Origin of the sequence: Haloferax namakaokahaiae (assembly GCF_042663225.1) — an archaeon.
GTDB classification, from domain to species: Archaea; Halobacteriota; Halobacteria; order Halobacteriales; family Haloferacaceae; genus Haloferax; species Haloferax namakaokahaiae.
The window spans coordinates 1,067,536-1,091,177 of sequence record NZ_JBHTAA010000001.1 but is presented as its reverse complement, the minus strand read 5'-3'; the positions used below and the strand labels follow the sequence as shown (position 1 = coordinate 1,091,177).

At 63.3% G+C, this 23,642-nt stretch carries 20 protein-coding genes and 1 tRNA gene; 6 read left to right on the top strand and 15 right to left on the bottom strand.

All coding sequences use genetic code 11. The features are described 5' to 3' along the window. Positions 1–280: 280 nt before the first annotated feature. Positions 281–357: transfer RNA gene (locus ACFQJC_RS05845), tRNA-Cys, on the top strand. 139 nt (positions 358–496) lie between these two features. On the opposite strand, the gene ACFQJC_RS05840 is transcribed toward ACFQJC_RS05845, so the two are convergent. Then, positions 497–4,027 (bottom strand): tetratricopeptide repeat protein, encoded by a 3,531-nt coding sequence (locus tag ACFQJC_RS05840; RefSeq protein WP_390222309.1) that lies wholly within the window; start codon positions 4,025–4,027, stop codon positions 497–499. Between the two features lie 190 nt (positions 4,028–4,217). Here ACFQJC_RS05840 and ACFQJC_RS05835 point away from each other — a divergent pair, with 190 nt between their 5' ends. After that, on the top strand, positions 4,218–5,072 hold the full coding sequence (locus tag ACFQJC_RS05835; protein ID WP_390222308.1) for a hypothetical protein: 855 nt from the start codon (positions 4,218–4,220) through the stop codon (positions 5,070–5,072). A 38-nt stretch (positions 5,073–5,110) separates the two neighbouring features. Here the strand turns inward: ACFQJC_RS05835 and ACFQJC_RS05830 are convergent, their stop codons facing one another. The 3 genes from ACFQJC_RS05830 to ACFQJC_RS05820 all read right to left on the bottom strand — a co-directional run bounded on the left by ACFQJC_RS05830 (position 5,111) and on the right by ACFQJC_RS05820 (position 8,725). Further along, the gene (locus tag ACFQJC_RS05830; RefSeq protein ID WP_390222307.1) at positions 5,111–5,323 is read right to left on the bottom strand and encodes a hypothetical protein; all 213 of its coding nucleotides are present in this window, start codon (positions 5,321–5,323) and stop codon (positions 5,111–5,113) included. Between the two features lie 108 nt (positions 5,324–5,431). After that, positions 5,432–8,014: a heavy metal translocating P-type ATPase gene (locus ACFQJC_RS05825; RefSeq protein ID WP_390222306.1), complete on the bottom strand. Its 2,583-nt coding sequence runs from the start codon at positions 8,012–8,014 to the stop codon at positions 5,432–5,434. Positions 8,015–8,119: 105 nt separating this feature from the next. Then, positions 8,120–8,725 carry a winged helix-turn-helix transcriptional regulator gene (locus ACFQJC_RS05820; RefSeq protein WP_390222305.1) on the bottom strand — a complete coding sequence of 202 codons (606 nt, stop codon included), beginning with the start codon at positions 8,723–8,725 and terminating at the stop codon, positions 8,120–8,122. A 130-nt stretch (positions 8,726–8,855) separates the two neighbouring features. Here ACFQJC_RS05820 and ACFQJC_RS05815 point away from each other — a divergent pair, with 130 nt between their 5' ends. Both ACFQJC_RS05815 and ACFQJC_RS05810 read left to right on the top strand, forming a co-directional pair. Next, the gene (locus ACFQJC_RS05815; protein WP_390222304.1) at positions 8,856–9,059 is read left to right on the top strand and encodes a heavy-metal-associated domain-containing protein; all 204 of its coding nucleotides are present in this window, start codon (positions 8,856–8,858) and stop codon (positions 9,057–9,059) included. Positions 9,060–9,120: 61 nt separating this feature from the next. Next, positions 9,121–9,480: a hypothetical protein gene (locus tag ACFQJC_RS05810; protein ID WP_390222303.1), complete on the top strand. Its 360-nt coding sequence runs from the start codon at positions 9,121–9,123 to the stop codon at positions 9,478–9,480. A gap of 104 nt (positions 9,481–9,584) precedes the next feature. Here ACFQJC_RS05810 and ACFQJC_RS05805 read toward each other — a convergent pair whose 3' ends face one another. The 3 genes from ACFQJC_RS05805 to ACFQJC_RS05795 are packed head-to-tail and all read right to left on the bottom strand — an operon-like array spanning position 9,585 to position 11,451. Beyond that, positions 9,585–10,058 carry an FKBP-type peptidyl-prolyl cis-trans isomerase gene (locus ACFQJC_RS05805; RefSeq protein WP_390222302.1) on the bottom strand — a complete coding sequence of 158 codons (474 nt, stop codon included), beginning with the start codon at positions 10,056–10,058 and terminating at the stop codon, positions 9,585–9,587. A gap of 35 nt (positions 10,059–10,093) precedes the next feature. After that, entirely contained in the window at positions 10,094–10,849 is a 756-nt protein-coding gene (locus ACFQJC_RS05800) for a cytochrome C biogenesis protein (RefSeq protein WP_390222301.1), read from the bottom strand. Continuing rightward, the gene (locus ACFQJC_RS05795; protein WP_390222300.1) at positions 10,849–11,451 is read right to left on the bottom strand and encodes a TlpA family protein disulfide reductase; all 603 of its coding nucleotides are present in this window, start codon (positions 11,449–11,451) and stop codon (positions 10,849–10,851) included. The genes ACFQJC_RS05800 and ACFQJC_RS05795 overlap by 1 nt, the downstream gene beginning before the upstream one ends. Before the next feature lie 204 nt (positions 11,452–11,655). Here ACFQJC_RS05795 and ACFQJC_RS05790 point away from each other — a divergent pair, with 204 nt between their 5' ends. Beyond that, positions 11,656–13,020 carry a PQQ-dependent sugar dehydrogenase gene (locus ACFQJC_RS05790; RefSeq protein ID WP_390222299.1) on the top strand — a complete coding sequence of 455 codons (1,365 nt, stop codon included), beginning with the start codon at positions 11,656–11,658 and terminating at the stop codon, positions 13,018–13,020. 35 nt (positions 13,021–13,055) lie between these two features. Here the strand turns inward: ACFQJC_RS05790 and ACFQJC_RS05785 are convergent, their stop codons facing one another. Continuing rightward, entirely contained in the window at positions 13,056–13,910 is an 855-nt protein-coding gene (locus tag ACFQJC_RS05785; RefSeq protein WP_390222298.1) for a TrmB family transcriptional regulator, read from the bottom strand. Positions 13,911–14,080: 170 nt separating this feature from the next. Here ACFQJC_RS05785 and ACFQJC_RS05780 point away from each other — a divergent pair, with 170 nt between their 5' ends. Then, positions 14,081–14,428 (top strand): DUF7344 domain-containing protein, encoded by a 348-nt coding sequence (locus ACFQJC_RS05780; protein WP_390222297.1) that lies wholly within the window; start codon positions 14,081–14,083, stop codon positions 14,426–14,428. Between the two features lie 114 nt (positions 14,429–14,542). On the opposite strand, the gene ACFQJC_RS05775 is transcribed toward ACFQJC_RS05780, so the two are convergent. The 7 genes from ACFQJC_RS05775 to ACFQJC_RS05745 are packed head-to-tail and all read right to left on the bottom strand — an operon-like array spanning position 14,543 to position 23,629. Then, entirely contained in the window at positions 14,543–15,241 is a 699-nt protein-coding gene (locus ACFQJC_RS05775) for an ABC transporter ATP-binding protein (protein ID WP_390222296.1), read from the bottom strand. Further along, positions 15,242–16,015 carry an ABC transporter ATP-binding protein gene (locus ACFQJC_RS05770; protein WP_390222295.1) on the bottom strand — a complete coding sequence of 258 codons (774 nt, stop codon included), beginning with the start codon at positions 16,013–16,015 and terminating at the stop codon, positions 15,242–15,244. After that, a complete protein-coding gene (locus tag ACFQJC_RS05765) occupies positions 16,008–17,462 on the bottom strand; it encodes a branched-chain amino acid ABC transporter permease (protein WP_390222294.1) in 1,455 nt (484 codons plus the stop codon). Before ACFQJC_RS05765 ends, ACFQJC_RS05770 begins: the two co-directional genes overlap by 8 nt. Beyond that, entirely contained in the window at positions 17,462–18,664 is a 1,203-nt protein-coding gene (locus ACFQJC_RS05760) for a branched-chain amino acid ABC transporter permease (protein WP_390222293.1), read from the bottom strand. Before ACFQJC_RS05760 ends, ACFQJC_RS05765 begins: the two co-directional genes overlap by 1 nt. 52 nt (positions 18,665–18,716) lie before the next feature. Continuing rightward, entirely contained in the window at positions 18,717–19,868 is a 1,152-nt protein-coding gene (locus ACFQJC_RS05755; RefSeq protein WP_390222292.1) for an MFS transporter, read from the bottom strand. A 3-nt stretch (positions 19,869–19,871) separates the two neighbouring features. Continuing rightward, positions 19,872–21,584, bottom strand: coding sequence for a hydantoinase B/oxoprolinase family protein (locus tag ACFQJC_RS05750; RefSeq protein WP_390222291.1), 1,713 nt, complete (start codon positions 21,582–21,584; stop codon positions 19,872–19,874). Then, the gene (locus ACFQJC_RS05745; RefSeq protein WP_390222290.1) at positions 21,581–23,629 is read right to left on the bottom strand and encodes a hydantoinase/oxoprolinase family protein; all 2,049 of its coding nucleotides are present in this window, start codon (positions 23,627–23,629) and stop codon (positions 21,581–21,583) included. The genes ACFQJC_RS05750 and ACFQJC_RS05745 overlap by 4 nt, the downstream gene beginning before the upstream one ends. Positions 23,630–23,642: the final 13 nt, after the last annotated feature.

The following is a 23,642-nucleotide window of genomic DNA, read 5'->3' as shown; positions in this document are numbered from 1 at the left end:
ATCACAGCCCAGCAGGCGCGTTCGCGCCCGCTGGGCTTTTTTCATTTATAGCGAGTCGGTCACGGCTCGCCACTTTCGGTTCGTCGAGCCGCAGGCGTCGCTCCAATAGACGAATCCACGACCGCAACGTGAGTCCGCGACTCCACGCGCTCGACGAGTATCGAGACGACGCAGACTACACGAACGAAGGCTGCTACGTACCGATTACGTCTCTTGACGCGGACCGAACAACCCGCACATCGTCAGGCTTAAGCGCGAGACAGCGATAGGGTAAACCGTTGCCAAGGTGGCAGAGTTCGGCCCAACGCATCCGCCTGCAGAGCGGAACCCCCGTCGGTTCAAATCCGACCCTTGGCTCTTCTGACTGACCAACACGAAGCCTGAGAGGCATCACAGCGACTCGACCGTGCGAGGTAGAAAAAACGAGAACGCGAGAGTGCGTACACCGCCTCAATTCGAACTCGACACTCTTCGAGGAGACTGGTGTGTAGTTCGGTCACTGGTTCGTTTGCTTCGTCAGTGACTCGATTCGGTCATCATCTTCCAGTTCGTCCGCGATATCGAGTGCGTGTTCGACTGTTCTCTCCACGTGACCCCTGGCGTTGACGGCGGAGAAACGTGCTGCAGCGTCGTCCATCGAATCGACAGCGTCCGCTAACCGTCCGAGAGAGTGATAGACGTCACCCAGCGTAGAGAGCGCGTAGCCTTTGAGCAGGTCGTCCGACGCGAGTTCGACTGCAGATTCGAGGTGTTCGATACCTCGTGTTTCCTCACCGACGGCGACGAGCGTCTGGCCCAGCGCGAGGCTGGCACGTACTTGTTGTTCCTCGTCGAGTTCTTGGGATTGCTCGTACGCGTCCTTCGCTATCGCTCTCGCTTCGTCGGCTGAGCCACTACGAAGTGTTGCGATTGCTCGAATCGACTGAAGTTCTACCTGTTCGTTCCGGTCTTCGATGACGTCGAGTGCCAGTTGTACCTGGTCGAGGGCGGCTTTGGCCTCGCCTTGTTCGAGGAGTGTCTTTGCAAGACCGTGGTGTGCACTTCCTCTAATCCAGCCAAATTCGAGGTTTTCCTCTTCTAACCAGTCGACGAGTGCCGTGTACCGAGCGTGAGCGTCGGAGATTCTTCCGCGGTCGAATTCGAGGCTCCCGAGATTATTTAGCGACGACGCGATTCCCATCGAATCGCCAATCTGTCGTCGAATACTGAGAGCTGAACGCGTGTACTGTTCTGCTTCATCGAAGTTGTGAGTGCGTAACTCGATTATTCCGAGTATCGAGAGGCTGAGCGACTCGCCCCACTGATAGCCAAGCTCTCGACGAATCTCCAGACTCTGGTGGGCGTGTTCTTTCGCGTCGTCGTACCGCCCAAGTAACTGTTCGGCTCCAGCGAGGTTCGAGAGGGTGCTAGCGATTTTCGATTGATGTCCGACGTCCCGACGCAGTGCGAGTGCAGCTTCGAGGTAGTCGATTGCGTGCTCGTATGCTCCGCGTCGCCCTTCGATCGTTCCGAGCGTGTTCAACACATCACTCCGGCCGAGGTCGTCGTCGAGTTCCTCGAACAGTTCGAGTGCGGCTTCGGCGGCATCTTTCGACTCGTCGTACGCACCACGGTGTCGCAACACCTCAGAGACGCCCGCCAGTCCATCTGCGTGTGCACGGGTCAACTCCTCGTCCGTGAGTTCGTGTGAGTCGGCATCGTCGGCAGTGAGGCTCGCAAGCGACTCGAACTCGCGTTTTGCCCGGTCGAGTTCACCGCCGTTGACGAACATTCGTGCGCGCCAACGTCGTACGTTTAGGGCGAGCGATGAGTCACAGGCGGCGGGAACGACTGCTCGTGAGTAGTCAGTCTCGGCGTACAACGCGGAGAGCGAGGGGTTGTTCACGCCGAGTTGGAAGACGTTTTTTACGAGGTTGTCACCCCAACCGCTGGGGTCGTCTTCGATGGTTCGAACGATATCTGCGGTACCACCGAACACCGACTGGACGGAAGTTCGAGCAGTGTGGTCGTCTACGAGTGAGAACAGCGCTTCGAGACAGTCTTCGAATCGGCGGCGAGCCTGCCGTTCGGACTCGATTTCGAGGAGTCGTTGCAGGAATCGCGCAGACCACGTCTCGTGGACGGTCCGCACGCTTTCGGCTTCGTTGTCACCGAACGCGGAGTAGAGGACCGACCGTTCCAGTTCGTTCAGCGCATCTTCGACGATAGCTTCGTCTGCTCTCGTTGAGGCGAGCACGTAGGCGAGTGGAATGTCCACGCCGACACCGGCGGCATTGAGAAGGTTCACCAGTACGCCGACGTCGATGGCGAGGTCACCAACCGCCTGTAAGTCCTCGTAGACGTCGTCGATATCTTCGAGGAGGCTGGTCGGTCCGACGTCGTCCGTGCTCGATGGTTCGATGTGGCGTGCGAGTCGGTGGACGAACAGGTACATCTCGCCGGGTGCGAACTCGTCGTCACCGACGGAGAGGTCGTCGGGGTCGATATCGACCGGACTATCGACTGTCTCTTCGAAGTGGTCGACGATACGCTCGCGCTCTGTCGCATCGACCAGCGGGACGTCGTACGTCTCGATGGTCTGTGTTCTGTGGGATTCGAGTCGTGCGGCACCGACGAGTCGGTTACTTTGCCACTCGTTTTTCCGACTGTCGAATAGGAACGTCACCTGGTCGTCGTCGGCGAATTCGCGGACGAGTTCGAACACGTCGTTCGCCTCTGCCCGAGTGACGTCTTCGACGACGACGAGCGTGTGTCCGGGTGCTTCGGCGAGATACGACCCGAGGTGAGGGGTGGCAGAAAATGCGTCTCGGTGACCACTCTTGCGGTATAGGACGGGGCCGAGTCGCTGGTCGTGCCATCGGCAGGCGACGGACATGCAGACGGTGCTCTTACCTGCACCAGGTGGGCCGAGAACGACGTGGTCGGTCGCATTGCGAAGCGACGAAAACAACTCCGTGGTGACGTTCTCTCGTCCGGTTTCCGTCGGTCGCTCTCGGTCAAGCGCGTATCCGACGCGAACCTCGCCGAGGTCGAATCCCGTCCGCCAGCAGGCGAGTGGCGGAGAGACACCGACGCGCTCGAAGTAGGCCGAAGAGAGCCGAACGAAGCCCTGAGATTGCAACTTCGTCGGGAGCGATAGATGTGTCGCAGACGAGAGACCGTGTGTGTTCGACCCATCACTCGTAGTCGCGGGCTCTGCGCCTGTCTGGTCGGGTGAATCGTCTTCGAGCAGGGTGTCGAGATGACCGCCGAGGTCGAACGAACTCGCCTCTCGCCACAGCGACTGGGTGTACGTTCGAACCCAGTCTACCGCGTCGTCGGTGCTGTTGGCGATGACGCTCTGAATACGGCCTTTGTCGTACAAGATGGCCATCGAATGGCCAATACCGTCGGCCACAGTGTACACGAGTCCATAGGGTGGGACCGACCCGACCCGGATATCGAACTCGGGGGCCGACTGAACACATTCGATGAGTTCGGGAAACTCCCGCCAGACGTTTGTGACGGTCGATTCGGATAGGATGAGTCGGCAGGCGTGACCCGCAGAGACCCACTCGACGAACCGCTCGGAGAGCATGTCGTTCGGAAGTCGAGGCATGACTGCCGTTGCGTAGTCGGCGTGGTCGAATCGTTCGGTGAGGAACTGATGTGGTCGGTGTGGTGCGTGCGCCGTCGATGTCACCTGCGTCGCCCCGAGTAGTGCTTCGACCGGGAGTGGAAATTCCCCGGTTTCGGTGCCGATTGCGGCGTCCATCTCGAGGATGTCGGCGATGTCGCGCCGATACGAGTCGAACAACGTGGTGAGATAGCGGCCTTTCAGTGATGCGGTGTAGCCACCGTCTGTGTCGAGAACAAGTCCTGCGGCCGACAGGTCCCGAATCACTCTGTCGACTGTCGACCGCGAGTAGGGGAGTGTGTCAGTAAGTTCGCGTTTGTCGAGCGAATCTCCAGTGAGCGTCGCTAGAAAGTCACATCTGTCGGCGACCAGTTCTAGGTACGCGACTTCGTCGTCTTGTTCGAATGTCATTTCCTGCTCCTCGCTTCCAGACTCGTGTCTGAAACAGTGGATTTCTGACCTACCGTTCGTGAGTCGCTGTTAAAATGCTTGTCAGTCCCATGGGGCGGCATCTGCGGAACGTCTCCAAGGAGAGAGTGGGGGTGAGTAGTCTCTCGGCCGAAAAGTAATCATTATACGCCGTGTGGCCCTTGCCGCAACCATGCAACGACGCGCCGCGGCTATCTCCGTCGTGTTCTTCCTAGTCATCGGTGTCGGCGCATACTCGCTCATCGCGACTGCCTCGACGCCGACGGTCAGTTTCGAGAATCCCGAGTATTCGCTGGCACAGGGTGACCAGTTCACCGTCGCTGGCAGCGACCAGACCTACAACGTGTCGTCTATCTCTGCGGAAGTGGAGTCGGGCGGCCACGGTGGTGGGAGTTCGCTCGTTCGCTCCGGTGAAATCGCCTACGTGAACCAGTCTGCCCAGTTCTCCGAGACGTGGGACAACGGCAGTACGGTCACGCTCGACGGCACGAACTACCGCGTTGAGGTTCCGAACACCTCCAACCCGACAGAGGCAACGCTCGTCGAGATTCGCAACGACACCGCAATCTTGCAGAACGACCCGAACGCCGACAACCAGACGGTGACGCGTAACGGCGAACGCTACGTCGTCATCAACGGTTCGACGCTCGTCCCCGCCCGGGAGTACTTCCCGGCGAACGAGACGCGAACGGTCGCCGAAGGTGACTCGCTGGCCTACAACGACCAGCAGACCACCGTCGCCGCCGTCGAACAGTCGGGCGTCACGCTCGAATGGACGGCCGCAGAAGAGCAGACCATCTCCGTGGGTGACCGAGCGAACGTCACCGTCGGCGGACAGCAGTACCTCGCGTACTTCCCCGACAACAGTACGATGGTGCTCACGACGAACTTCGAGTCTTACCAAGAACAGACGGCCAGTATCGAGGAGTTCCACCAGACCGAGAACGGGCTGTGGGGCATCGCAATCGTCTGCTTCAGTACGGTCGTACTCCTGCTCGGTATGGCGTACCTCCCGTCGCGGTACTGAATCTAAACGCCCGCACTGAGCGGGATTCTATTCTACGTCTAACGTCCGCTGTTGCCGAGCCACGCGAGTGCGCCGCCGAGTGCAATCGTCACGACCGCCGCGAGAATCTGGAGTGCATCGACTGCGACACCACCGCCGCTGTAGCGCCACTGCATGCCGACGAGAGAGGCAATCCCGACGAGGACGAGAAACACACCGACTGCGAGGGTGAGCAACTCACTGCTGTTCGTTCTGACTGCGCGTCGTTCCATAGGAGTGATATCTCACCCTGAGGAGAAAAAACGAAATGCGTCTCGGGGGGCCGAGCCCAGAAGAAAACGCTTCGCCCCGGAGTGGTCGTTCGAGCCGAAAGAGAGGGGCTAGCGTTCGCCCCGGAGGAAGTCGAAGAGACGGTAGTCGTGGTCGGGCACGTAGCCTCTGAACGCGAGGCTGTTTGCGAGCACCGACACCGACGAGAAGGCCATCGCCGCGGCCGCGAACACCGGTTGGAGCAGGCCGAGCGAGGCGAGCGGAATCATCGCGGTGTTGTAGCCGAGCGCCCAGAAGAGGTTCTGCTTAATCTTCGTCAGCGTCGCCTCGGAGATGCGAATCGCCTTGACCACGTCGAGCGGGTCGTCGCGCATGAGCGTCACGTCGGCGGCTTCGATGGCCACGTCGGTGCCCGACCCGAGTGCGGTCCCGACGAACGCCGTCGCCAGCGCGGGCGCGTCGTTGACGCCGTCGCCGACCATCATCACTCGTTTCCCGTCGGCTTGTAGCGATTCGACGGCGTCGGCTTTGTCCTCGGGGAGAACCTCCGCGCGGACGTTGTCGGGGTCGATGCCGACGGCTTCGGCGACGGCGCGGGCGGTTCGCTCGTTGTCGCCGGTAATCATGTGGACCGAGACGCCCCGCGACTGGAGCGCGGCGACGGCGTCGGCGGCCGAGGGCTTGATTTCGTCCGCGTCGGCGACGACGCCCACGAGTTCGCCGCCGACGGCGACGAGCATGGCGGTCTTGCCGTCGGATTCGAGCGATTGGAGGGTGTCTTCGACCGGCGAGGGGTCGATGCCGTCGTCCGAGAGCAGGTCGCGCGTGCCGACCAGGACGGTCTTGCCCTCGACGGTCGCGCGAACCCCGTGACCGGGGACGTTCTCGAAGTCGTCCGCTTCGGGGAAGTCGATGTCGCGCGCTTCCGCGCCCGCGACGATTGCCCGTGCGAGCGGGTGTTCGCTGTCGCGTTCGGCGGCCGCGGCGTATCGAAGGACGCCCGCCTCGCCGAGTGCTTCGTCGCCGGTGACGACGCCCGCGCCGTCCGCGGCGGGACCGACCGCGACCACGTCGGTCAGGGTCATCTCGCCCTTCGTCAGCGTCCCGGTCTTGTCGAAGACGACGCTCTCGACGTCTTTGACGCGTTCGAGGATATCGCCGCCTTTGAACAGGACGCCGTTGCGCGCGCCGATTGCGGTTCCGACCATCGTCGCCGCGGGGGTAGCCAGTCCGAGCGCGCAGGGGCACGCAATCAGGACGGCAGAGGCGAAGACCACAACTGCAAATTCGAACGTCGAAATCGACCCGCCGGCGACGGCGGGACCGCCCGCGACGAGACCCCACACTGGAAGCGACTGGACGAATCCGGCGAGCGCCTCGGGGAAGAAGAACCACACTGCGCCCCAGAAGAGCGCGTTGGCGATGACCGCGGGGACGAAGTACGCCGAGATGCGGTCGGCGAGTTTCTGAATCGCTGGCTGGCGACCCTGCGCCTCCTTGACGAGCGAGACGATTTGCTGAATCGCCGTCTCCGAGCCGACCTTGGTGGCTTCGACGACGAGCACGCCGTTCTGATTGACGGTGGACCCGACCACGTCGTCGCCGGGGGCTTTCGAGACGGGCACCGATTCGCCGGTGACCATCGACTCGTCCACCGCGGAGTCGCCATCGACGACGACGCCGTCGGTCGGAATCTTCTCGCCGGGGCGGACTTTCATCCGGTCGCCGACCTGCACGTCGTCAAGCGGAACCTCGCGTTCCTCGCCGTCTTCGAGGAGGGTTGCCGTCTCGGCTTCGAGTTCGAGGAGCGTCCGCAGGGCCTCGGAGGTGTTGCCCTTCGAGCGGGCTTCGAGGTAGTTGCCGAGGGTGATGAACACCAGGATGAGCGCGGCGGTATCGAAGTAGAGACTCCCGGCGAGGACGCCGAGGAGGACGAGCACGGAGTAGAGATAGGCCGTCGAAGAACCCATGGCGATGAGCACGTCCATGTTCGCCCGGCGGTTCTTCACGAGCGCGGTGTAGGAGTTCTCGTAGAACTCGCGGCCGAGGACGACTTGGACTGGCGTCGCCAGCGCGAACGCCAGCCACCCCATCGGGAGACCGAGACCCGGAATCGTCTCGGGGAGACCCGACGCGGTGAACAACTCGACGGCGAGCATAGCGAGGAGGGGAACCGAGAACCCGACGCCGAAGAGCAAGAGCCGTCTTTGACGCCGAATCTCGTCGCGCCGTGCCACGTCGCGGGCGTCGTCGTCACCGGCGCTCCCGTCGGCTTCCCGAATCGGGTCGTAGCCGGCGTCCTCGATGGCCCGATAGAGGTCGTCGAGCGTGACTTCGGCGGGGTTGTAGGTGACGCTCGCCTCGTCGGTTGCGTAGTTGACCTCGGCGTCGATGACGCCCGGAACCGATTCGAGCGAGGTTCGATTCGCGTCGGCGCAGTTGGCACAGGTCATCCCCGAGATGCCGACGGTTCGATGCTCGGAAATCGCTTCGTAGCCCGCGTCGGCGACGGCGTCGTACAACGCCGCGAGCGAGACGACCTCGGGGTCGTACTCGACGCTCGCCTCGTCGGTGGCGTAGTTGACGGTGGCCGCCGTCACGCCGTCGAGGGCTTCGAGCGAGTCGCCGACTGTCTGCGAGCAGTTCGCACAACTCATCCCGCGGATGTCGAGGTGGGCGGTCCGTACACTCATGTTGTTCCTACATACGGGGTCCACTCTTACCTGGGTTGTTACTTACAAAACGGGCGTCGAAGCACACGTGAACGTTCGATTCGAAAGCGAGAGTTCGAAACGACTTCAGTTGTCGGTCGCGTCCGCACGCGCTTCGAGTCGGTCGTATCGGTCTTCGAAGCGCCCGAGACAGGAGGAACAACAGAAGTGGTACAACGTCCCGCCGATGCGGGCGCTCTCACCCTCGCTCGTCACCGAGTTCCCGCATTCGGCGCATTCGAGTGCGAACTCGGTGCCGTTGACCGTGGGCGTCCACTCGGCCGATTCGACCAGTTGCACGTCGTACTCGCGTATCTGTGAGAAGTCGAGCAACTCCCGGAGCGCGGTTCGCACGCCCGTCTCGTCGAATCGAGCGTGGAACGTCACCTCGCCATCGACGGAGACGAAGAGGTGTTCTACCGAATCCGCGTCTCGGAGCGCGTTCCGAATCGAATCGACGTGTTCGGGGACGACACGCAGACGAACGAGTACCGGCGTGCCACCGGCGAGTTTCGACTGGTCGAGGTCGAGGGTAAAGCGGCGGATGATGCCCTCCTCACGGAGGCGGTCGATGCGGTCCGAGACGGCGGGGGCCGACAGATCGACCGCCTCGGAGATGTCGCTAAAGGGCCGTCTCGCATCGTCGGCGAGCAGTTCGAGAATCTGCAAGTCGGTCTCGTCGAGGTCGCGCATGGTTCACTCTTGTTGTCGCAGAATAGTAAGCGTTCGTCTCTAACTACTTTTGATTCGAAAGTAGAAGCTCAGAAATGCCTCACTCACGAAAGAGAAATTCACTAAATTGTGGTTCCCCTACATCGATATGATGAGCACCACACTCACCGTCACCGGAATGAGTTGCGAGCACTGCGAAGCACGGGTCGAAGACGCACTGAGCGAGGTTTCCGGCGTCACGTCGGCGACCGCGGACCGCGAGAGCGAGTCGGCGACGGTCGAAGGCGAGGCCGCGGTGGAAACCCTCGTCGCGGCCGTCGAAGACGCGGGCTACGACGCGAGCGCTCACTCGTGACTGTCTTGTGAACGATTCGACAGGAGTTCAGTTACAAGAGGGTCCCGGCCGAACCACGGATGTGACCGCCCCCTCCGACGACGAATTCGAACGCCCGGCACCGAGTGCACCAGTAGACGATACGCCGACCGTCTCCTGTTCTCGTTGCGGGCACACGTGGGACCTCAGCTACGAACTCGACGAGTTACGACTCGGCAACCAGTCTGTCGAGCAGTTCGCGCTCGACCATCGGCGCCACACCGGTCACTTCCCGGACGACGTCTCGCCGTGGGTCGTGAAGTGCCGGCAGTGTCCCGACGGCGAGCAGTTCCTCTCCGAGCAGTCGGCCCGGCGCTGGGCGCGAACGCACGCCCGCCACACCACGCACACCGTCGAACTCGACCACGCCGACGGCGGGTCGCAGCGAGTCGAACCCGAGTAACGTCTCGCTTTCTCGACGGCGACGAACTGCCACCGACGGCGACAGCGACTGCTCGATAACGACTGCACGACGACGGTTACTCGATAACGACTGTTCGACGACGGTTACTCGACGGCGACGATTTCGATGTCGAAGACGAGTGTCTTCCCGGCGAGTTCGTGGTTGAAATCGACCTCGACGACGTCGTCGGTGACGGCCGTCACGTCGCCGTGGAGTCCGTTCTCCGCGTGGACGTGAACCCCGACTTCCGGCTCGTCGCCGACCATGGATTCGAACACGTCGGGGTCGTACTCGCGGACGCGCTCGGCGTCGAACGCGCCGTAGCCGTCCTCCGGTGGAACCGTCACGGTCGCGTTCTCGCCGACGGTCATGCCGACGACGGCCTCGTCGAGTCCGTCGATTATCTCTTGGGCACCGACGACGAACGAGAGCGGTCGATACGCCGATTCGTCGCGTTCTTGCGCGTCGGCGAGACCGTGTTCGAGGGCAACCTCGTAGCGCGAGGTGTTGAACACGCTTCCGTCCTCGAAGCGGCCGACGTACTCCATCGCCACGCGGTCGCCGGGTTCGATGGGCATGGTCGTCATTCGGGGAAGCGAGAAAATAAAGTCAGTTATCCGGCGAGACCGAGCACCGCATCGAAGGCCGCACTCACCGGGCCGGCGATGCCGAACACGTCGAAGACGACGAAGAGGTAGTAGACGCTGACGACGAGCATCACCGCTCCCGTCACTCGATTGATGGCCGTGGTGTGGCGGGCGAACCAGCGCGTCACCTGCCTGCTGTACTGCTCGGAGACGAGCGCGAACACGAGGAGCGGCGCGCCGATGCCGAGTCCGAAGGCGAAAAAGCCGAGGAGGCTCTCGGCGGCGGTATCGAAGAGCACCGGCACGCGAGCGAAGAACAGCGCGATAAAACCGGGGTTGCACGGGAGGATAATCGCGCCGAAGAAGAAGCCGTAGGCGAACGCCGACAGGCCGGGATGTTTCGTCTCCGGTGGCTCTATCGTCGGGATTCGCGCGAAAATCTTGGCATCCGAGAGCAGTGCGAGGCTGACGACGAACAGTACGCCGAACGCGAGCGGCGAGACGACTTCGACGACCGCGGTCAGCGACACTTCGAGCAGGAGCGAGAAGAGGACGCCGACGACCAGCATGAACGACACCGCGCCGAGAGTCACGAGCAAGCCGAGGACGGAGATGGGTAGCCCTGTCTTTTCGGGCGTTCCCCCGTCCGCCGATTCGCCGTGGCGACTCTGTCGAGCGAGGTAGGCGAGAAAGCCCGGATACAGTGGGAGTGCGCACGCCGCCGTCAGGGGCGTTCCGACACCGAGGACGAACAGTTCGAGCAGTTTCGGAGCCAGCGCCATCAGCACTGGGAGACGTACTCGCGGAGGAATCCAGTCGTCTTGTGGCCGTCTTTGAGGCGGGTGACCGACCCGTCGGGGCAGACGAGGAGCATCGGCACGACGGGCGGACTCGCCATCGACGACCCGAACTCGTCCACGAGGCTCTGGGTAACCGGACCTGGTGAAATCGCATAGCGCCAGTCGAAGCCGTGTTTTTCGGTGTGCTCGCGGACCAACTGTGCGTCTTCGTTCGGGTCGATGTCGAGTGCAACCGTCGTCACGTCGTCGCCCATCATCTCGTGGAACGTGATGAGTTCTTTCTGCTGGCGGAGGCAGTTCGAACACCAGACGGCGAACGTCTCGACGAGCACTGGTCGGTCGAGGAGACCCTCGACGGTGAACGTCTCCTCGGAGTTGACGTCGGTGAGTTCCGTCGTGAACCACGCGCTGTCGGTGCTCGAACCTCCTGAATCGGCGGTCGTCGAGTCGGTGGTCTGTTCCTGTCCACCGCTGGAGTCGGTCGTCGATTGGGGCGACTCACTCCCACCGAGACAGCCGGCGAGAGCGACGCTACCGACGCCAGCGACTTTGAGAAACGTCCGTCGCGTCGGATATTTTGTCATTATTATATAAACTGCGCCCGTCCAATCTTAACTGAGTCTCGGGTGGGCGCGAACGTCGCACAAGCGTCGTGAGTGACTTCATACGTGGTCACTCTGACAGCTCCATCTGTCCGCATACGTGTCTATGATTCGATTATTCGGGCGCTTTTGGCCTGCCTAAAAATAGAATAACTTATCACTTACTGTCGGGTCTCCCAACCTAGTATGTCACAACGGAGTTTCTCTCGGCGGTCACTCCTCGCAGGACTTTGCCTCGGTTCTCTCTCCGGTTGTCTCAGCCAAGCAACGACGAATAGTCTCGGACAGTACGTCGGAGCGAATTCACCAGTCACCGACGAGTACGACCTTTCGGTCGGTCACGCTCCCGTCTCGACAGCCACCGCGTGGGAGGTTCCGACGACTGCACCCCCGACGTCGCTCTCGGTCGAACCGGTCGTCGAAGGACTCGAAATTCCGTGGGACGTGACGTTCGCTCCCAACGGAGACCTGTTCGTCTCGGAACGCCCCGGTCGGATTCTCCACTACCGTGGGAGCCAACTCGAAACGGCGTTCGAGACGGCCGACGTCGTCGAAGCGAGTCCGGTAGCCCCCGGTGGAGAAGGCGGGTGGTGGGCCGCGGGAAGCGAAGGTGGGTTGATGGGCATCGCCGTCCACCCCAACTACCCCGACGTTCCGGTCGTCTACGCGTTCTACACCTACGACGCCGAAGACGGCACGCGGAATCGGTTGTCGTGTTTCGACGTCTCCGCAGACGACCCCGCGGCGACCGAGACGGTGCTCATCGACGGCATCCTCGGAGCGAACGTGCACAACGGAAGCCGGGTCGCGTTCGGCCCCGAGAACTACCTCTGGGTGACGATTGGCGACGCCGCCGAGGAGTCGAACGCGGCCGACGTGACGACGGTGAACGGTGCTGTCCTCCGACTCGAACCCGACGGCTCGGCTCCGAGTGATAACCCCGACTTCGGTCCGGATGCGGACCCCCGTCTCTACACGGTCGGTCACAGAAACCCACAAGGAATCACGTGGCTTCCCGACGGAACGCCGCTCGTCACCGAACACGGGCCGGGTGGTGCGGACGAAGTCAACCGCCTCGTCGCGGGCGGCGATTACGGATGGGGGACTATCGACCCGACAGAGCGCGGTGAGGTTGGATACACGGACTCCACGTTCGAGCGACCGCTGGTCAATACGGGCAAGACGACGTGGGCACCACCGGGATGTGTGTTCTACACCGGTTCGCTCACCGGGTTGCAGAATCGCCTCGTCATCGGCGGCCTGCGTTCACAGCGCCTCAACGTGGTCACACTCGCACCACGAGGCGAGACGCTTCCGGGGACAGACAGCGGAACCGTCTTCGACGCCCCGTGGATGGACGACGAATACGTCGCTGTCGCACACACGCTCTTCGAGGACGAACTCGGTCGCATCAGAGACGTGACCCAGGCCCCCGATGGGTCGCTGCTCGTCGCAACGAGTAACCGAGACGGTCGAACCGAAATCGAGGGCGAGTCGTATCCCATCCAGTCCGACGACCGACTACTCCGGGTCGTTCCAGCGAGCGAATAACAGCGCGTTCGAATCGCCCAGTTTTCGAGGGTGACTCACTCGGAGTGGGTCGATTCTTCGTCCGTGTCTCGGTCGTTCGACGTTTCGAAACCTGCCGACCCATCGTCGAACTCCTCGCGGTCTTCCCCGAACTGGACGGCGAAGATGGTTCGGAGGACGACGACGAGGTTGTTCTTCGTCCCGCGGCCCCAGATTGCGACTTCGACCGGTTTCTGGTCGGGTCTCGTCCGGTCAACGCTCACCAAGGTGACTTCGTCGTTGACGAGGAGCAACCGAGAGATGTGCGACCCGGACCACGACCAGAGTGCCTCGATGACCGTCGAGTCCGGGAGTACGGCATCGATATCTTGTATCTCGCCGTTGATGCCGGCGAGGTAGATGTCGATTCCTCGTTCCTCGGCCCTCGACAGTGCATCGACGATTTCCTCGGTCAGCAGTGCCTCTTTGCTCATGAGCACCACCTCCTCTTGGGCGTCGTTGACGAACTCGACGATTCGCCGCGAGACGTTGTCCGAACCGGTGACCGTCCACACCCCGATTTGCTCGGTCCGCAACTCGGTCGGGAGCAACCGTTCCAGCGTGGTGGACAGTTCCTCGGTCAGGTCTTCGTACTTCACCTCGAACTTCCGAATCGTCGTCTCGCGGGAGACCGGGATGAACTCTTTCGGGGTACCGTATCGTATATCGACCAACCCCATCTCGTGAAGCGACTCGACCGCGTCGTACACGCGCGACCGAGGGACCTCGACCACGTCGCTCACCTCGCGTGCGCTCCCCCGACCCAGACGGAGCAGTCCGACGAGCGTCCGCGCTTCGTAATCTGATAACGAAAGCTCCGTCAGTAGGTCGATTGCCCTGTCTTCTACCCGCTCGCGGTCGAACGTCACCATGCGTCGTATACGCGAATCGAGTGTTTGACCGTTCGCTACACTGAGAACGACACTCTCTCACGAATTAGTAGGAATAGTTGAAGATAACGAATTATATACTAATTCAATTCCTGTTGTTTCAGTTGTAGTCTCAATACCCGTTTATTTAGTTGAGGTTCGTTAGCACATGTATGAGCACAAAGGGGTCCAGCGAACGCCTGCCAGTTGCGCTCGACGAACTGTTCGATTTGCTCGGTCAACAGCGTCGTCGTGACCTCATCGCCGAGTTGAGCGACCGAAGTAGCCCGGTTACACTCTTTAGCCTCGCGGCGAATCTCTCGGAGTCTAACGACGGCATCATCGACGAGGAGGTGATGGTGACGTTACACCACATCGACCTGCCAGAACTCGATAGTGCTGGACTACTCACGTACGACCCGTCGCAACAACTCGTGACGTTCGATTCGACCATCGAAGACGTGAGTGACGCGCTCGAAGACGTCGAAGACGCAATCGGGTCGGTCCGCGACTCGCTTTAGGTCGGCCACTGCGACGAACCGATGGGTTCGGCGGCTGACGGCGGTTACGCGCACAATTTTCCACGTTTCACGCCGTAGTGCGCACGGCGGGATTCGGACGACCGCTCTCCGACGTTACCCGCCGAGGAAGCGCTGGCGCACCTCGTCGTCTTCGAGAAGTTCGGTGCCCGGCCCGTCGTACGCGTTCTCACCGTTGACCAGCACGTAGCCGCGGTCACAGCGTCGAAGCGCCTCTTTGGCGTTTTGCTCGACCATCAGGATGGCCGTCCCGGCCTCGTTGATTTCGGCGATTTTGTCGAACATCTCTTCGACGAGGTCGGGTGCGAGACCCGCACTCGGTTCGTCTAGGAGCAACAGGTCGGGTTCGAGCATCAACGCGCTCCCCATCGCAAGCATCTGGCGTTGCCCGCCGGACATGGTTCCGGCGCGTTGGCGCTGGCGCTCTTCGAGAATCGGGAAGCGGTCGAAGACGGCTTCGAGCGCCTCGTCGGCCGATTCTTGGTCGATGTACGCGCCCATCTCGAGGTTTTCGCGGACGGTCATCGTCGGGAAGATGTTGTCAGTCTGCGGGACGTACCCGATTCCGCGGCCGATGATTTCGGGTGTGTCGATGCCCTGTATCGCTTCGCCTCGGAACGTGACGGCACCTCCCATGTGGGTCGTGAGACCGAACACCGACTTCATCGCGGTCGATTTGCCGGCCCCGTTCGGGCCGACGATGGTGACGAACTCGCCTTCGCCGACGTGCATGTCCACGTCGGTGAGAATCTGGAGGTCGCCGTAGCCGGCGTCCAACTGCATGATATCGAGCATCTAGACCTCCTCCCCGAGGTAGGCCTCGATGACGCGGTCGTCGCTCTTTACGTCCGCCGGGTCGCCCGTCGTCAGGACCTGCCCTTGGTGCATGACGACGACGCGTTGGCACGTCTCCATGATAACGTCGATGTCGTGTTCGATAAACAGGAAGCTGTACCCCTGCGATTCGAGGTCGTGCAGGCGGGAGAGAATCTTCTTTTCTAAGGTTGGATTGACGCCCGCCAGCGGTTCGTCGAGGAGAATCATGTCTGGTTCGGTGAGGAGCACGCGCGCGAGTTCGAGCAACTTGCGCTGGCCGCCCGAGAGCGTGCCCGCTTTCACGTCGAGCACGTGGTCGATTTCGAGGAACTCGGCCATCTCGACGGCCTTTTCGCGGACGCGGAGTTCGTCGGTGGCGAACTCGTCGGGTCTGAGCCACGCCTGCGTGAGTCGCTCGCCGCTCTGCTGGCGCGGTGCGAGTTGGAGGTTCTCGCGGACGGTCATCTCGGGGAGTTCCCGCGGAATCTGGAACGTCCGGACGAGACCCTCCTGTGCGACGGCCGAGGGTCGTTTGCCCGTGATGTCCGCACCGTCGAACGAGACGCGCCCCGCATCGGGTGTGACCGCGCCGGTGACGCAGTTGAAGAACGTCGTCTTTCCCGCGCCGTTCGGTCCGATGAGGCCCGTGATTCCCTCGCCGACGCGCACGTCCAGCCCGTCGATTGCGGTGATGCCGCCGAAGCGTTTTTCGAGACCCTGTACGTCGAGAATCGGGTTTTCGATGTCAGTCATCGCGCACACCTCCCCGGCCGATGTCGATGTCGTAGTCTTGCTCGCCGAGCATCCCCTCCGGCCGGTAGTAGAGGATGACGATGAGGATGACGCCGATGAGGATGAGTCGGAGCGCCGCGAGTTGCTGGGCGTACTGACTCGGGAAGAAGTCGTCGAGGAAGCGCGTCCCCGAGTTGATGACCCAGAACACGGCGGTGCCGAGGATGACGCCCCGATTGTTCGCCGTGCCGCCGATGATGACCGCGGTGTAGGCGAAGAAGGTCACCGTCGCGGCGAACTGCGTCGGGTCGATAAAGCCGATGTTGGCCGCCCACAACCCGCCGGCGGCACCCGCGAGCGCGGACCCGAACATCAGGCTCTGAATCTTGTAGCGGAACGTCGGCTTGCCGAGCGCCTCCGGGACGGTTTCGTCGTCGCGGACGGCGCGCAACACCCGCCCGTACGGGCTGTTGACGGTGCGCTGGACCCACCAGTAGGCCCCCGCGAGGAGCACGAGCGTGAACAGGAAGAAGAACCGGTCGTAGTCCATCCCGCCTGCGGTTCCCACGCTCGGGTCGTAGAGCCAGAACAGGTTGAGCAGGATTCCGGCCGTCTCGCCCTCCGTGACCAACGCGACCAGCGGTTGGCCGAAGTACCAGAGACCGAAGAGCAACGCGGATGCGAGCGTGAGCAACGCGCCGATGTCGTTCGCTTCTCTGAGTGCCTGCCGACCCATGACGACGGCGGCGACGAGCAACAGAAACGCGATGGTGTTGTCCACGTTGAGGACGAACACGCCGAGGTCCACGACGAGTCCCGTCATGGTCGTGATGACGAAGACGACGCTCCCAGCGAGTGCGAGGGTCGCGCCGGTGCCGAGCAGTGCGGGCCGAGCGTCGAGCGGCCGGACGAGTTTCGCTGTGCGGTACGCCGCGTAGCCGAGGATGGCCACCGACGGCAGACCGAAGAGCAAGAGGTTCAACTGGAAGTTTCCGGTACCGACGGGGAACGCCCCCGAGAGCGGTTCGTGAACCTCTCGAATCCCGAACGAGCCGTTGAACAGCCAGCGTTCGTTGTGGAAGACGGCGTTCAGGATGGTTGCGATGCCGAGCGCCGTGATGGCGAGGTAGTCCTCGCGCAACCGTATCGTCGGTATCCCCACCAGTAACGAGACGAGCGCGGCCGCGGCCATCCCGAGGACGAGCGCGACGAGCCAGCCGAGTAGGTCGCCGCCGGGGATACCGGCGAACGCGGTGGCGAGACCGAGCCCTGCGATGCCTTCGTAGGTGTTGGACACCCCGGCGGGCATGGCGAGGAAGACGGTCACGTACGCGCCGATCATGAAGTAGGCGACGTGACCGAAGTCGATGAGGCCGGTGAAGCCGAACTTTACGTTGAGTCCCAGCGCGAAGAGGCTGTAGATGGTGACGAAGGTGAGCAGGCTGATGAAGAAGTCAGCGAGCGCCATCAGACGTCACCCCACAGGCCCTCTGGTTTGACGAGTAGTACCATGATGAGGATGACGAACGCGATTGCGATTCGATAGGTTGCGAACTCCGCGGGCAGCAGATAGACGCCGACGTCCATCGAGACGCCGATGATGAGGCTGGCGAGCACCGCCCCGTACGGGGAGGTAATCCCGCCCATGATGACCGCGGCGAAGATAGGAAGCAGGAGCGAAAAGCCCATGTTCGGATTCAGGTTGCTGGCGAACCAGCCGGTGAGGACGCCCGCGAGCGCCGTCAACAGTGCCGCGATGACCCACACCACGAGTTGAATTCGGTCGATGTCCACGCCGCGAACCTCCGCGAGCGCCATGTTGTCGGCGGTCGCGCGCATCGCCCGCCCCGTCTTGGTTCCTTTCAACAGGAGGTTCATGGCGAGCATCGTCACCAGCGTCAACCCGATGATGACGCCGTATTTGATGCTGACGCCGACGCTCGTGGACCACGCCGCCGACTCGATGGTCTGCGGTGCGCCCTGCAACACCGTGGCGAGGACGGCGACGGCGGCAACGCCCGCCGAAACGCCGAGCACGCGCGGCGAGACGAGGTGGACCGTCTCGAACTCCGCGTCGTCGCTCCGCCAGCGATAGACGGCGACGCCGACCGCGACCGCGAGCGCGACGATAGCGAGCAGCGAGAGCCACCCGTACCCCCATTCGCCGAGCGTCACGAGGTCGCCCGCCTGTCGTTGGACGGTCTGGACGCTCAGGCCGCTCCCGGTGAGGTAGAGTTCGACGTTGGTGTTGGTGACGCGCTCGGTCTCGTAGGAGATGTTCCCCGACCCGACGAGGAAGAGCACGACGTTTCGCAACACCAGCGCGAGTCCGAGCGAGACGATGACCATCGTGATGAGGTCGGCACCCTTCGAGCGGAAGCGCCGGAAGAGCGTCATCTCGTACACCGCACCCGTCCCGCCGGCGACGGCGATACCGAGGACGCCGGCCGCGACGAGTGACAGGCCGCCGAACTCGGGGACGAACGGAATCGCACCCGGTCTGTTCAGCGCGAGCGCGAGGTACGCCCCGATGGTAATCATATCGCCGTGTGCGAAGTTCGGCACTTCGGCGATAGAGTAGATGAGCGAGAGACCGAGTGCGCCCGCGGCGATAATCGACCCCGTGATGAGTCCCTGTAACAGCGCGTCGAGGAGGCCGGGAGATGCCATCAGCCGACCACCTCGTCGGCTGGCGATTCGTCCGTCTGTCTGTGTATCCGAGTCATGGGTACTGAACCTGTGAAATCCGTTTCGTGCCGAGGAGGGCGGCCGCGCCGAGGGCGACGACGTTGAGCACGGCGAGCAGGGCGAACCCGCTCGTGTACGTGCCGGTGGCGTCGCGCAGCGCGCCGGTAATCGCGGGGAGGACGAGCGCGGCGAGGTTGCCCGCCGCGACGACGATAGCGAGGGCCGCACCTTCGTGGAGCGTCGCGTCCGCGGTGACGGCGTACACCGCGCCGAACGGAGCCGAAACGGCCAACATCGCCACCACCGGGAGCAGGGACGTGACCGACGGCGTCTCGAAGACGGCGAGTCCCGCGAAACTCACCGCCGCGAGCGCCGTGGCTCCGGCGATGAACCACGAGTCGCTGACCGGCAGTCGAACGCTTGCGATACCGCCGGATATCCGTGCGCCAGTCGCGGTGACCAGCACGGCCACGTTGAGCGGACCGACGATACCGAAGTCTGCCGCGTATGCGGTAATGAACGTTGAGAGCGTGATGTACGAGGCGATAATCGCCACGTAACACAACGACGCGAGGGCGACCGCGAGGGAGAACGCGGTTGCCAGACTGCTTCGTGATGCCTCCCTCGACGGGGCCGTCGAAACGTCGTGACGCTCTCGTACTAAAATAGCGACTGCCGGAAGCGCAACCAACGCGCCGGGGGCATAGAGGATGCCCGCCTCGACGAGTCGTGGTGCCGCGGCGAATCCGACCGCGCCGCCGAGTGTCACCATCCCGCCGTAGACGCCCTGCTGGCGCGTGGCCGTCTGCCCCGCGTGGAGACGAGCGACGTGTGTCGCCCCGACCGAGAGGACGAACCCTCCCGCGAGTCCCCACAGCGCCCGGAGCGCGAGCAGTGCGGTAAAGCTGGCAGCGAAGTCGAGTGCGACCGCGAGCAGGACGTGGGCCGCGGTCCCGTAGAGGAGGAGTCGCGTGGTGGTCTCCTTCGACGTGAGGCGACCCGCCGGGACCTGCACGAGCACGAACGCGGCGAGCGCCGCGCTCATCAGCAACCCGACTTCGGTAAAGCCGATGTCGTAGGCGGCCATCGTCGCCTCCGGGACGGCGGCGTACGCGAACAACACGTAGCCGACGCTCGCAATCGCCAGATGTGGCGTGAGGCGGAGTGCGCGTGCAGGGCTGTTCATGTGTTATTCCTCGTAGTCGTAGTGGTCGCGTGCGAACTCGGCAGACACCTTCCCGAGACGGCGGTCTCGGGCGATTGCCTCGGGGTCGCGGTCGGCGGGGTCGCCGTAGCCACCCGCGCCGGGCGTCCGCACGCTCACGGTCTGGCCGGGTTCGAGCACGTGCGTCGATTTCTGCGGCAACTTCTCCTCCTCGCCGTCATCGACGAGATAGGCCGCGCCGTTCCCGCCCGATTCGCCGCCGGCAAGCCCGTACGGGGCGCTGACGTGGCGGTCGGCGAGCAGGCTAAACGTGGCGCGGTGGCCGCGCACCTGAATGTCTCGACGAAGGCCGAGTCCGCCGCGGAACTCGCCCGCACCGCCCGAATCCTGCCGGAGTTCGTAGCGCGTCACGCGAAGTGGATACGCCGTCTCCAGCACCTCGATTGGGGTGTTCATCGTGTTCGACATGTGGACGTGGACGCCGTCCATGCCGTCTTTCCCCGCGCGACCACCGAAGCCGCCGCCTTGCGTCTCGTAGAACGCGTAGGGTGACCCACCGCTGGACGAGTCCGACGAGCCTCCGTTCATTCCATTCGCGGAGATATCACGCGGGTCCGTCCCGCCGAAGGTGATGTTGTTCATCGTCCCCTGTCCGGCGGCGACGACGCGCTCTGGGACCTCGCGGCCGAAGGCTCCCAACACCACGTCGGTGACGCGTTGGGAGGTTTCGAGGTTGCCGCCGACGACGGCCGCCGGGAGCCTCGGATTGACGATTGTCCCCTCGGGTGCGTGAATGTCGATGGGGCGGTAACAGCCGTGATTCGGTGGAATGTCGGGGTCGGTCACGCAGCGCACCGCGTAATAGGTCGCGCTCGCGGTCACCGCGAAGACGGCGTTGACCGGGCCGTCCGTCTGCGGTGCCGTCCCCTCGAAATCGACGTGGACGGCGTCACCCTCTACCTCTAACTCCACGACGACGGGCAGGTTCTCGTTGCCCGCGCCGTCGTCGTCGAGCACGTCTTCGAACGAGTAGGTGCCGTCCGGAAGCGACTCGATTTCGGCGCGCATGCGGCGCTCGGAGTAGTCTTTGATTTCGGCGAGCGCCTCCGAGAGCGTCTCCGTGCCGTACTTTTCGACCAGTTCGGTGAACCGACGTTTGCCGGTTTGATTCGCGGCCTCCTGTGCGCGCAGGTCGCCGCGTCGCTCGTCCGGTGTGCGGACGTTCGAGAGAATCATCTCCATCACCGGTTCGTTCACCTCGCCGCCGGCGAACAGTTTCACCGGCGGAATGCGCAGACCTTCCTGATATATCTCGGTCGAATCGGCCGCGACGCTGCCCGCACGAGCACCGCCGATATCGGCGTGGTGCGCGCGGTTCGCGGCGTAGGCGACGATGTCGCCATCGACGAAGACGGGCGTGACGAGCGTCAGGTCCGGCAGGTGTGCGCCGCCGCGGAACGGGTCGTTCAGGATGATTGCGTCGCCGTCTTCGAGCGTCTCCGGGGGGAAACGGTCGATTGCGGCGGCGACCGAGAAGGGCATCGCGCCCAGGTGGACGGGCATGTTCTCGGCCTGACTGATGAGTTCCGCGTCGGCGTCGAACATCGCACACGAGCAGTCACGTCGCTCCTTGATGTTCGGCGAGTAGCCAGTGCGGATGAGGTTCGCGTTCATCTCCTCGGCGATGGCGATACAGGCGTTTCTGATGACTTCGAGGGTGACAGAATCGATGCTCATGGCTCTACCTCCACGTGGAGACTGCCGAAGTCGTCTACCGACACCCGCTGGTCGGGGTGGATGACGACCGTACTCTCGACGCCGCCCACGACCGCCGGGCCGTCGAAGGATGCCCCGACTGGGAGTGCCGAGCGGTCGTAAATCGGCGTCTCGGTCGGCGTGCCGTCGTAGACGACCTCGCGGGTGTCGATGACGGCCGATTCGACCGACCCGCCGGTTTCGGCCGGGCGGAGGTCTGGCGTTTCGACCACGCCGCGCGCCCGGAGACGGATGGTAACGAGTTCGATTGGTTCCTCGGGATACGCGTGGCCGTAGCGCTGGCGATGCCGTTCGTGGAACCGCTCTGCAATCGTCTCCATCGCCGAGTCGGTCAGGTCGCCGTCGGGGACGGGAACCGAGAGTTCGAACGCCTGACCCGCATAGCGCAGGTCAACGGTGCGCTCGTACTGCATCGCCTCGGCAGCCAATCGCTCGGCGGCGAGGCGGTCGTTACCTTCCGCCGCGAACTCGTCGAACTGGGCTTGCAGGTCCTCGGGGGCCACGGCGTCCCACGGGCGAACCCGCGAGGTGCTGTAGTCGTAGAGGATGTCGCTGATGAGCAAGCCGAGCGCCGAGAGGACGCCCGCCGTCCGGGGGACGATGACTTTCGGAATGTCGAGTTCCTCGGCGAGTTTGCAGGCGTGAAGCGGGCCTGCGCCGCCGAACGCGACGAGACCGAACTCGCGCGGGTCGTAGCCGCGTTCGACAGAGACCACCCGCAATGCGCGGGCCATGTTCGCGTTGGCGACGTCGAGGACGCCCTGTGCGGCCTCGGTGACCGACATGTCGAGCGGGTCGGCGATGTTCTCCGCGAAGAGTCTGCGGACGTCCGCCAACTCCACGTCGAGTTCGCCCGAGAGGAACGCGCCGGGGTCGATTCTTCCTAAGAGGAGGTTCGCGTCGGTAATCGTCGGTCGTTCGCCGCCGCGACCGTAACAGATCGGCCCGGGGTCTGCCCCCGCCGATTTCGGCCCGACGCGCAGTGCGCCGCCGGCGTCTATCCACGCGATAGAGCCGCCACCGGCACCCACGGTGTGGATGTCGATGGTCGGCACCGACACCGGGTAGTCGCCGATGTCGGTGTCGGTCGAGACGAGCGGCGTCCCGTCTTCGACGAGTGAGACGTCGCAGGAGGTACCGCCCATGTCCATCGTGATGAGGTTGGACTCCCCAGAGAGACCGGAGACGTAGGTCGCCCCTTGGACGCCCCCGGCGGGACCGGACAACAGGGTGTTGACCGGGCGTTCGCGGGCGATGTCGGCGGTGATGATGCCGCCGTTCGACTGCATGATTTTCAGCTCTGCGCCGACGCCCTTCTCCTCGACTCTCGATTCGAGACGGCCGATGTAGCGGTCCATCACCGGTTTGAGCGACCCGTTCAGGGCCGTGGTGAGGGTGCGCTCGTACTCTCGGATTTCGGGAAGCACGCTGCTCGAAAGCGAGTACGTCGCGTCGAGACCCTCCTCGACGAGGATGTCGCGCACGCGTTTTTCGTGCGTGTCGTCTTCGAAGGCGTAGAGGAGGCTGATAGCGACGCTGTCTACGTCGGCTTCGACGAGTTCGGCCGCGAGGTCGCGGACGCCGTCTTCGTCGAGTTCGACGAGGACGTTTCCGCGCTCGTCGAGGCGCTCGCGCACCTCGTAGCGGCGGTCGCGCTCGACGACTGGCGTCGGCTTCTCGACTTGGAAGTCGTAGATGTCGGGACGGGCCTGTCGGCCGATTTCGAGCACGTCTCGGAACCCTTCGGTGGTGACGAGCGCCGTATCCGCCCACTCGCCTTCGAGGACGGCGTTGGTCGCAACGGTCGTCCCGTGGGCGAGAAAGTCGATAGACGAGAGTGCGAAGTCGTCGCGCTCGCTGACTTTTCCGAGACCGTTGATGACGCCCTCGTCGGGGTCGGTGGGGGTCGATGGCGTCTTGGAGACGCTCACCTCTCCGTCGTGGATGGTGACGATGTCGGTGAACGTGCCACCGATATCGACGCCGACCCGTCGCTCCTCATTCATGGGGCCTCCGCGT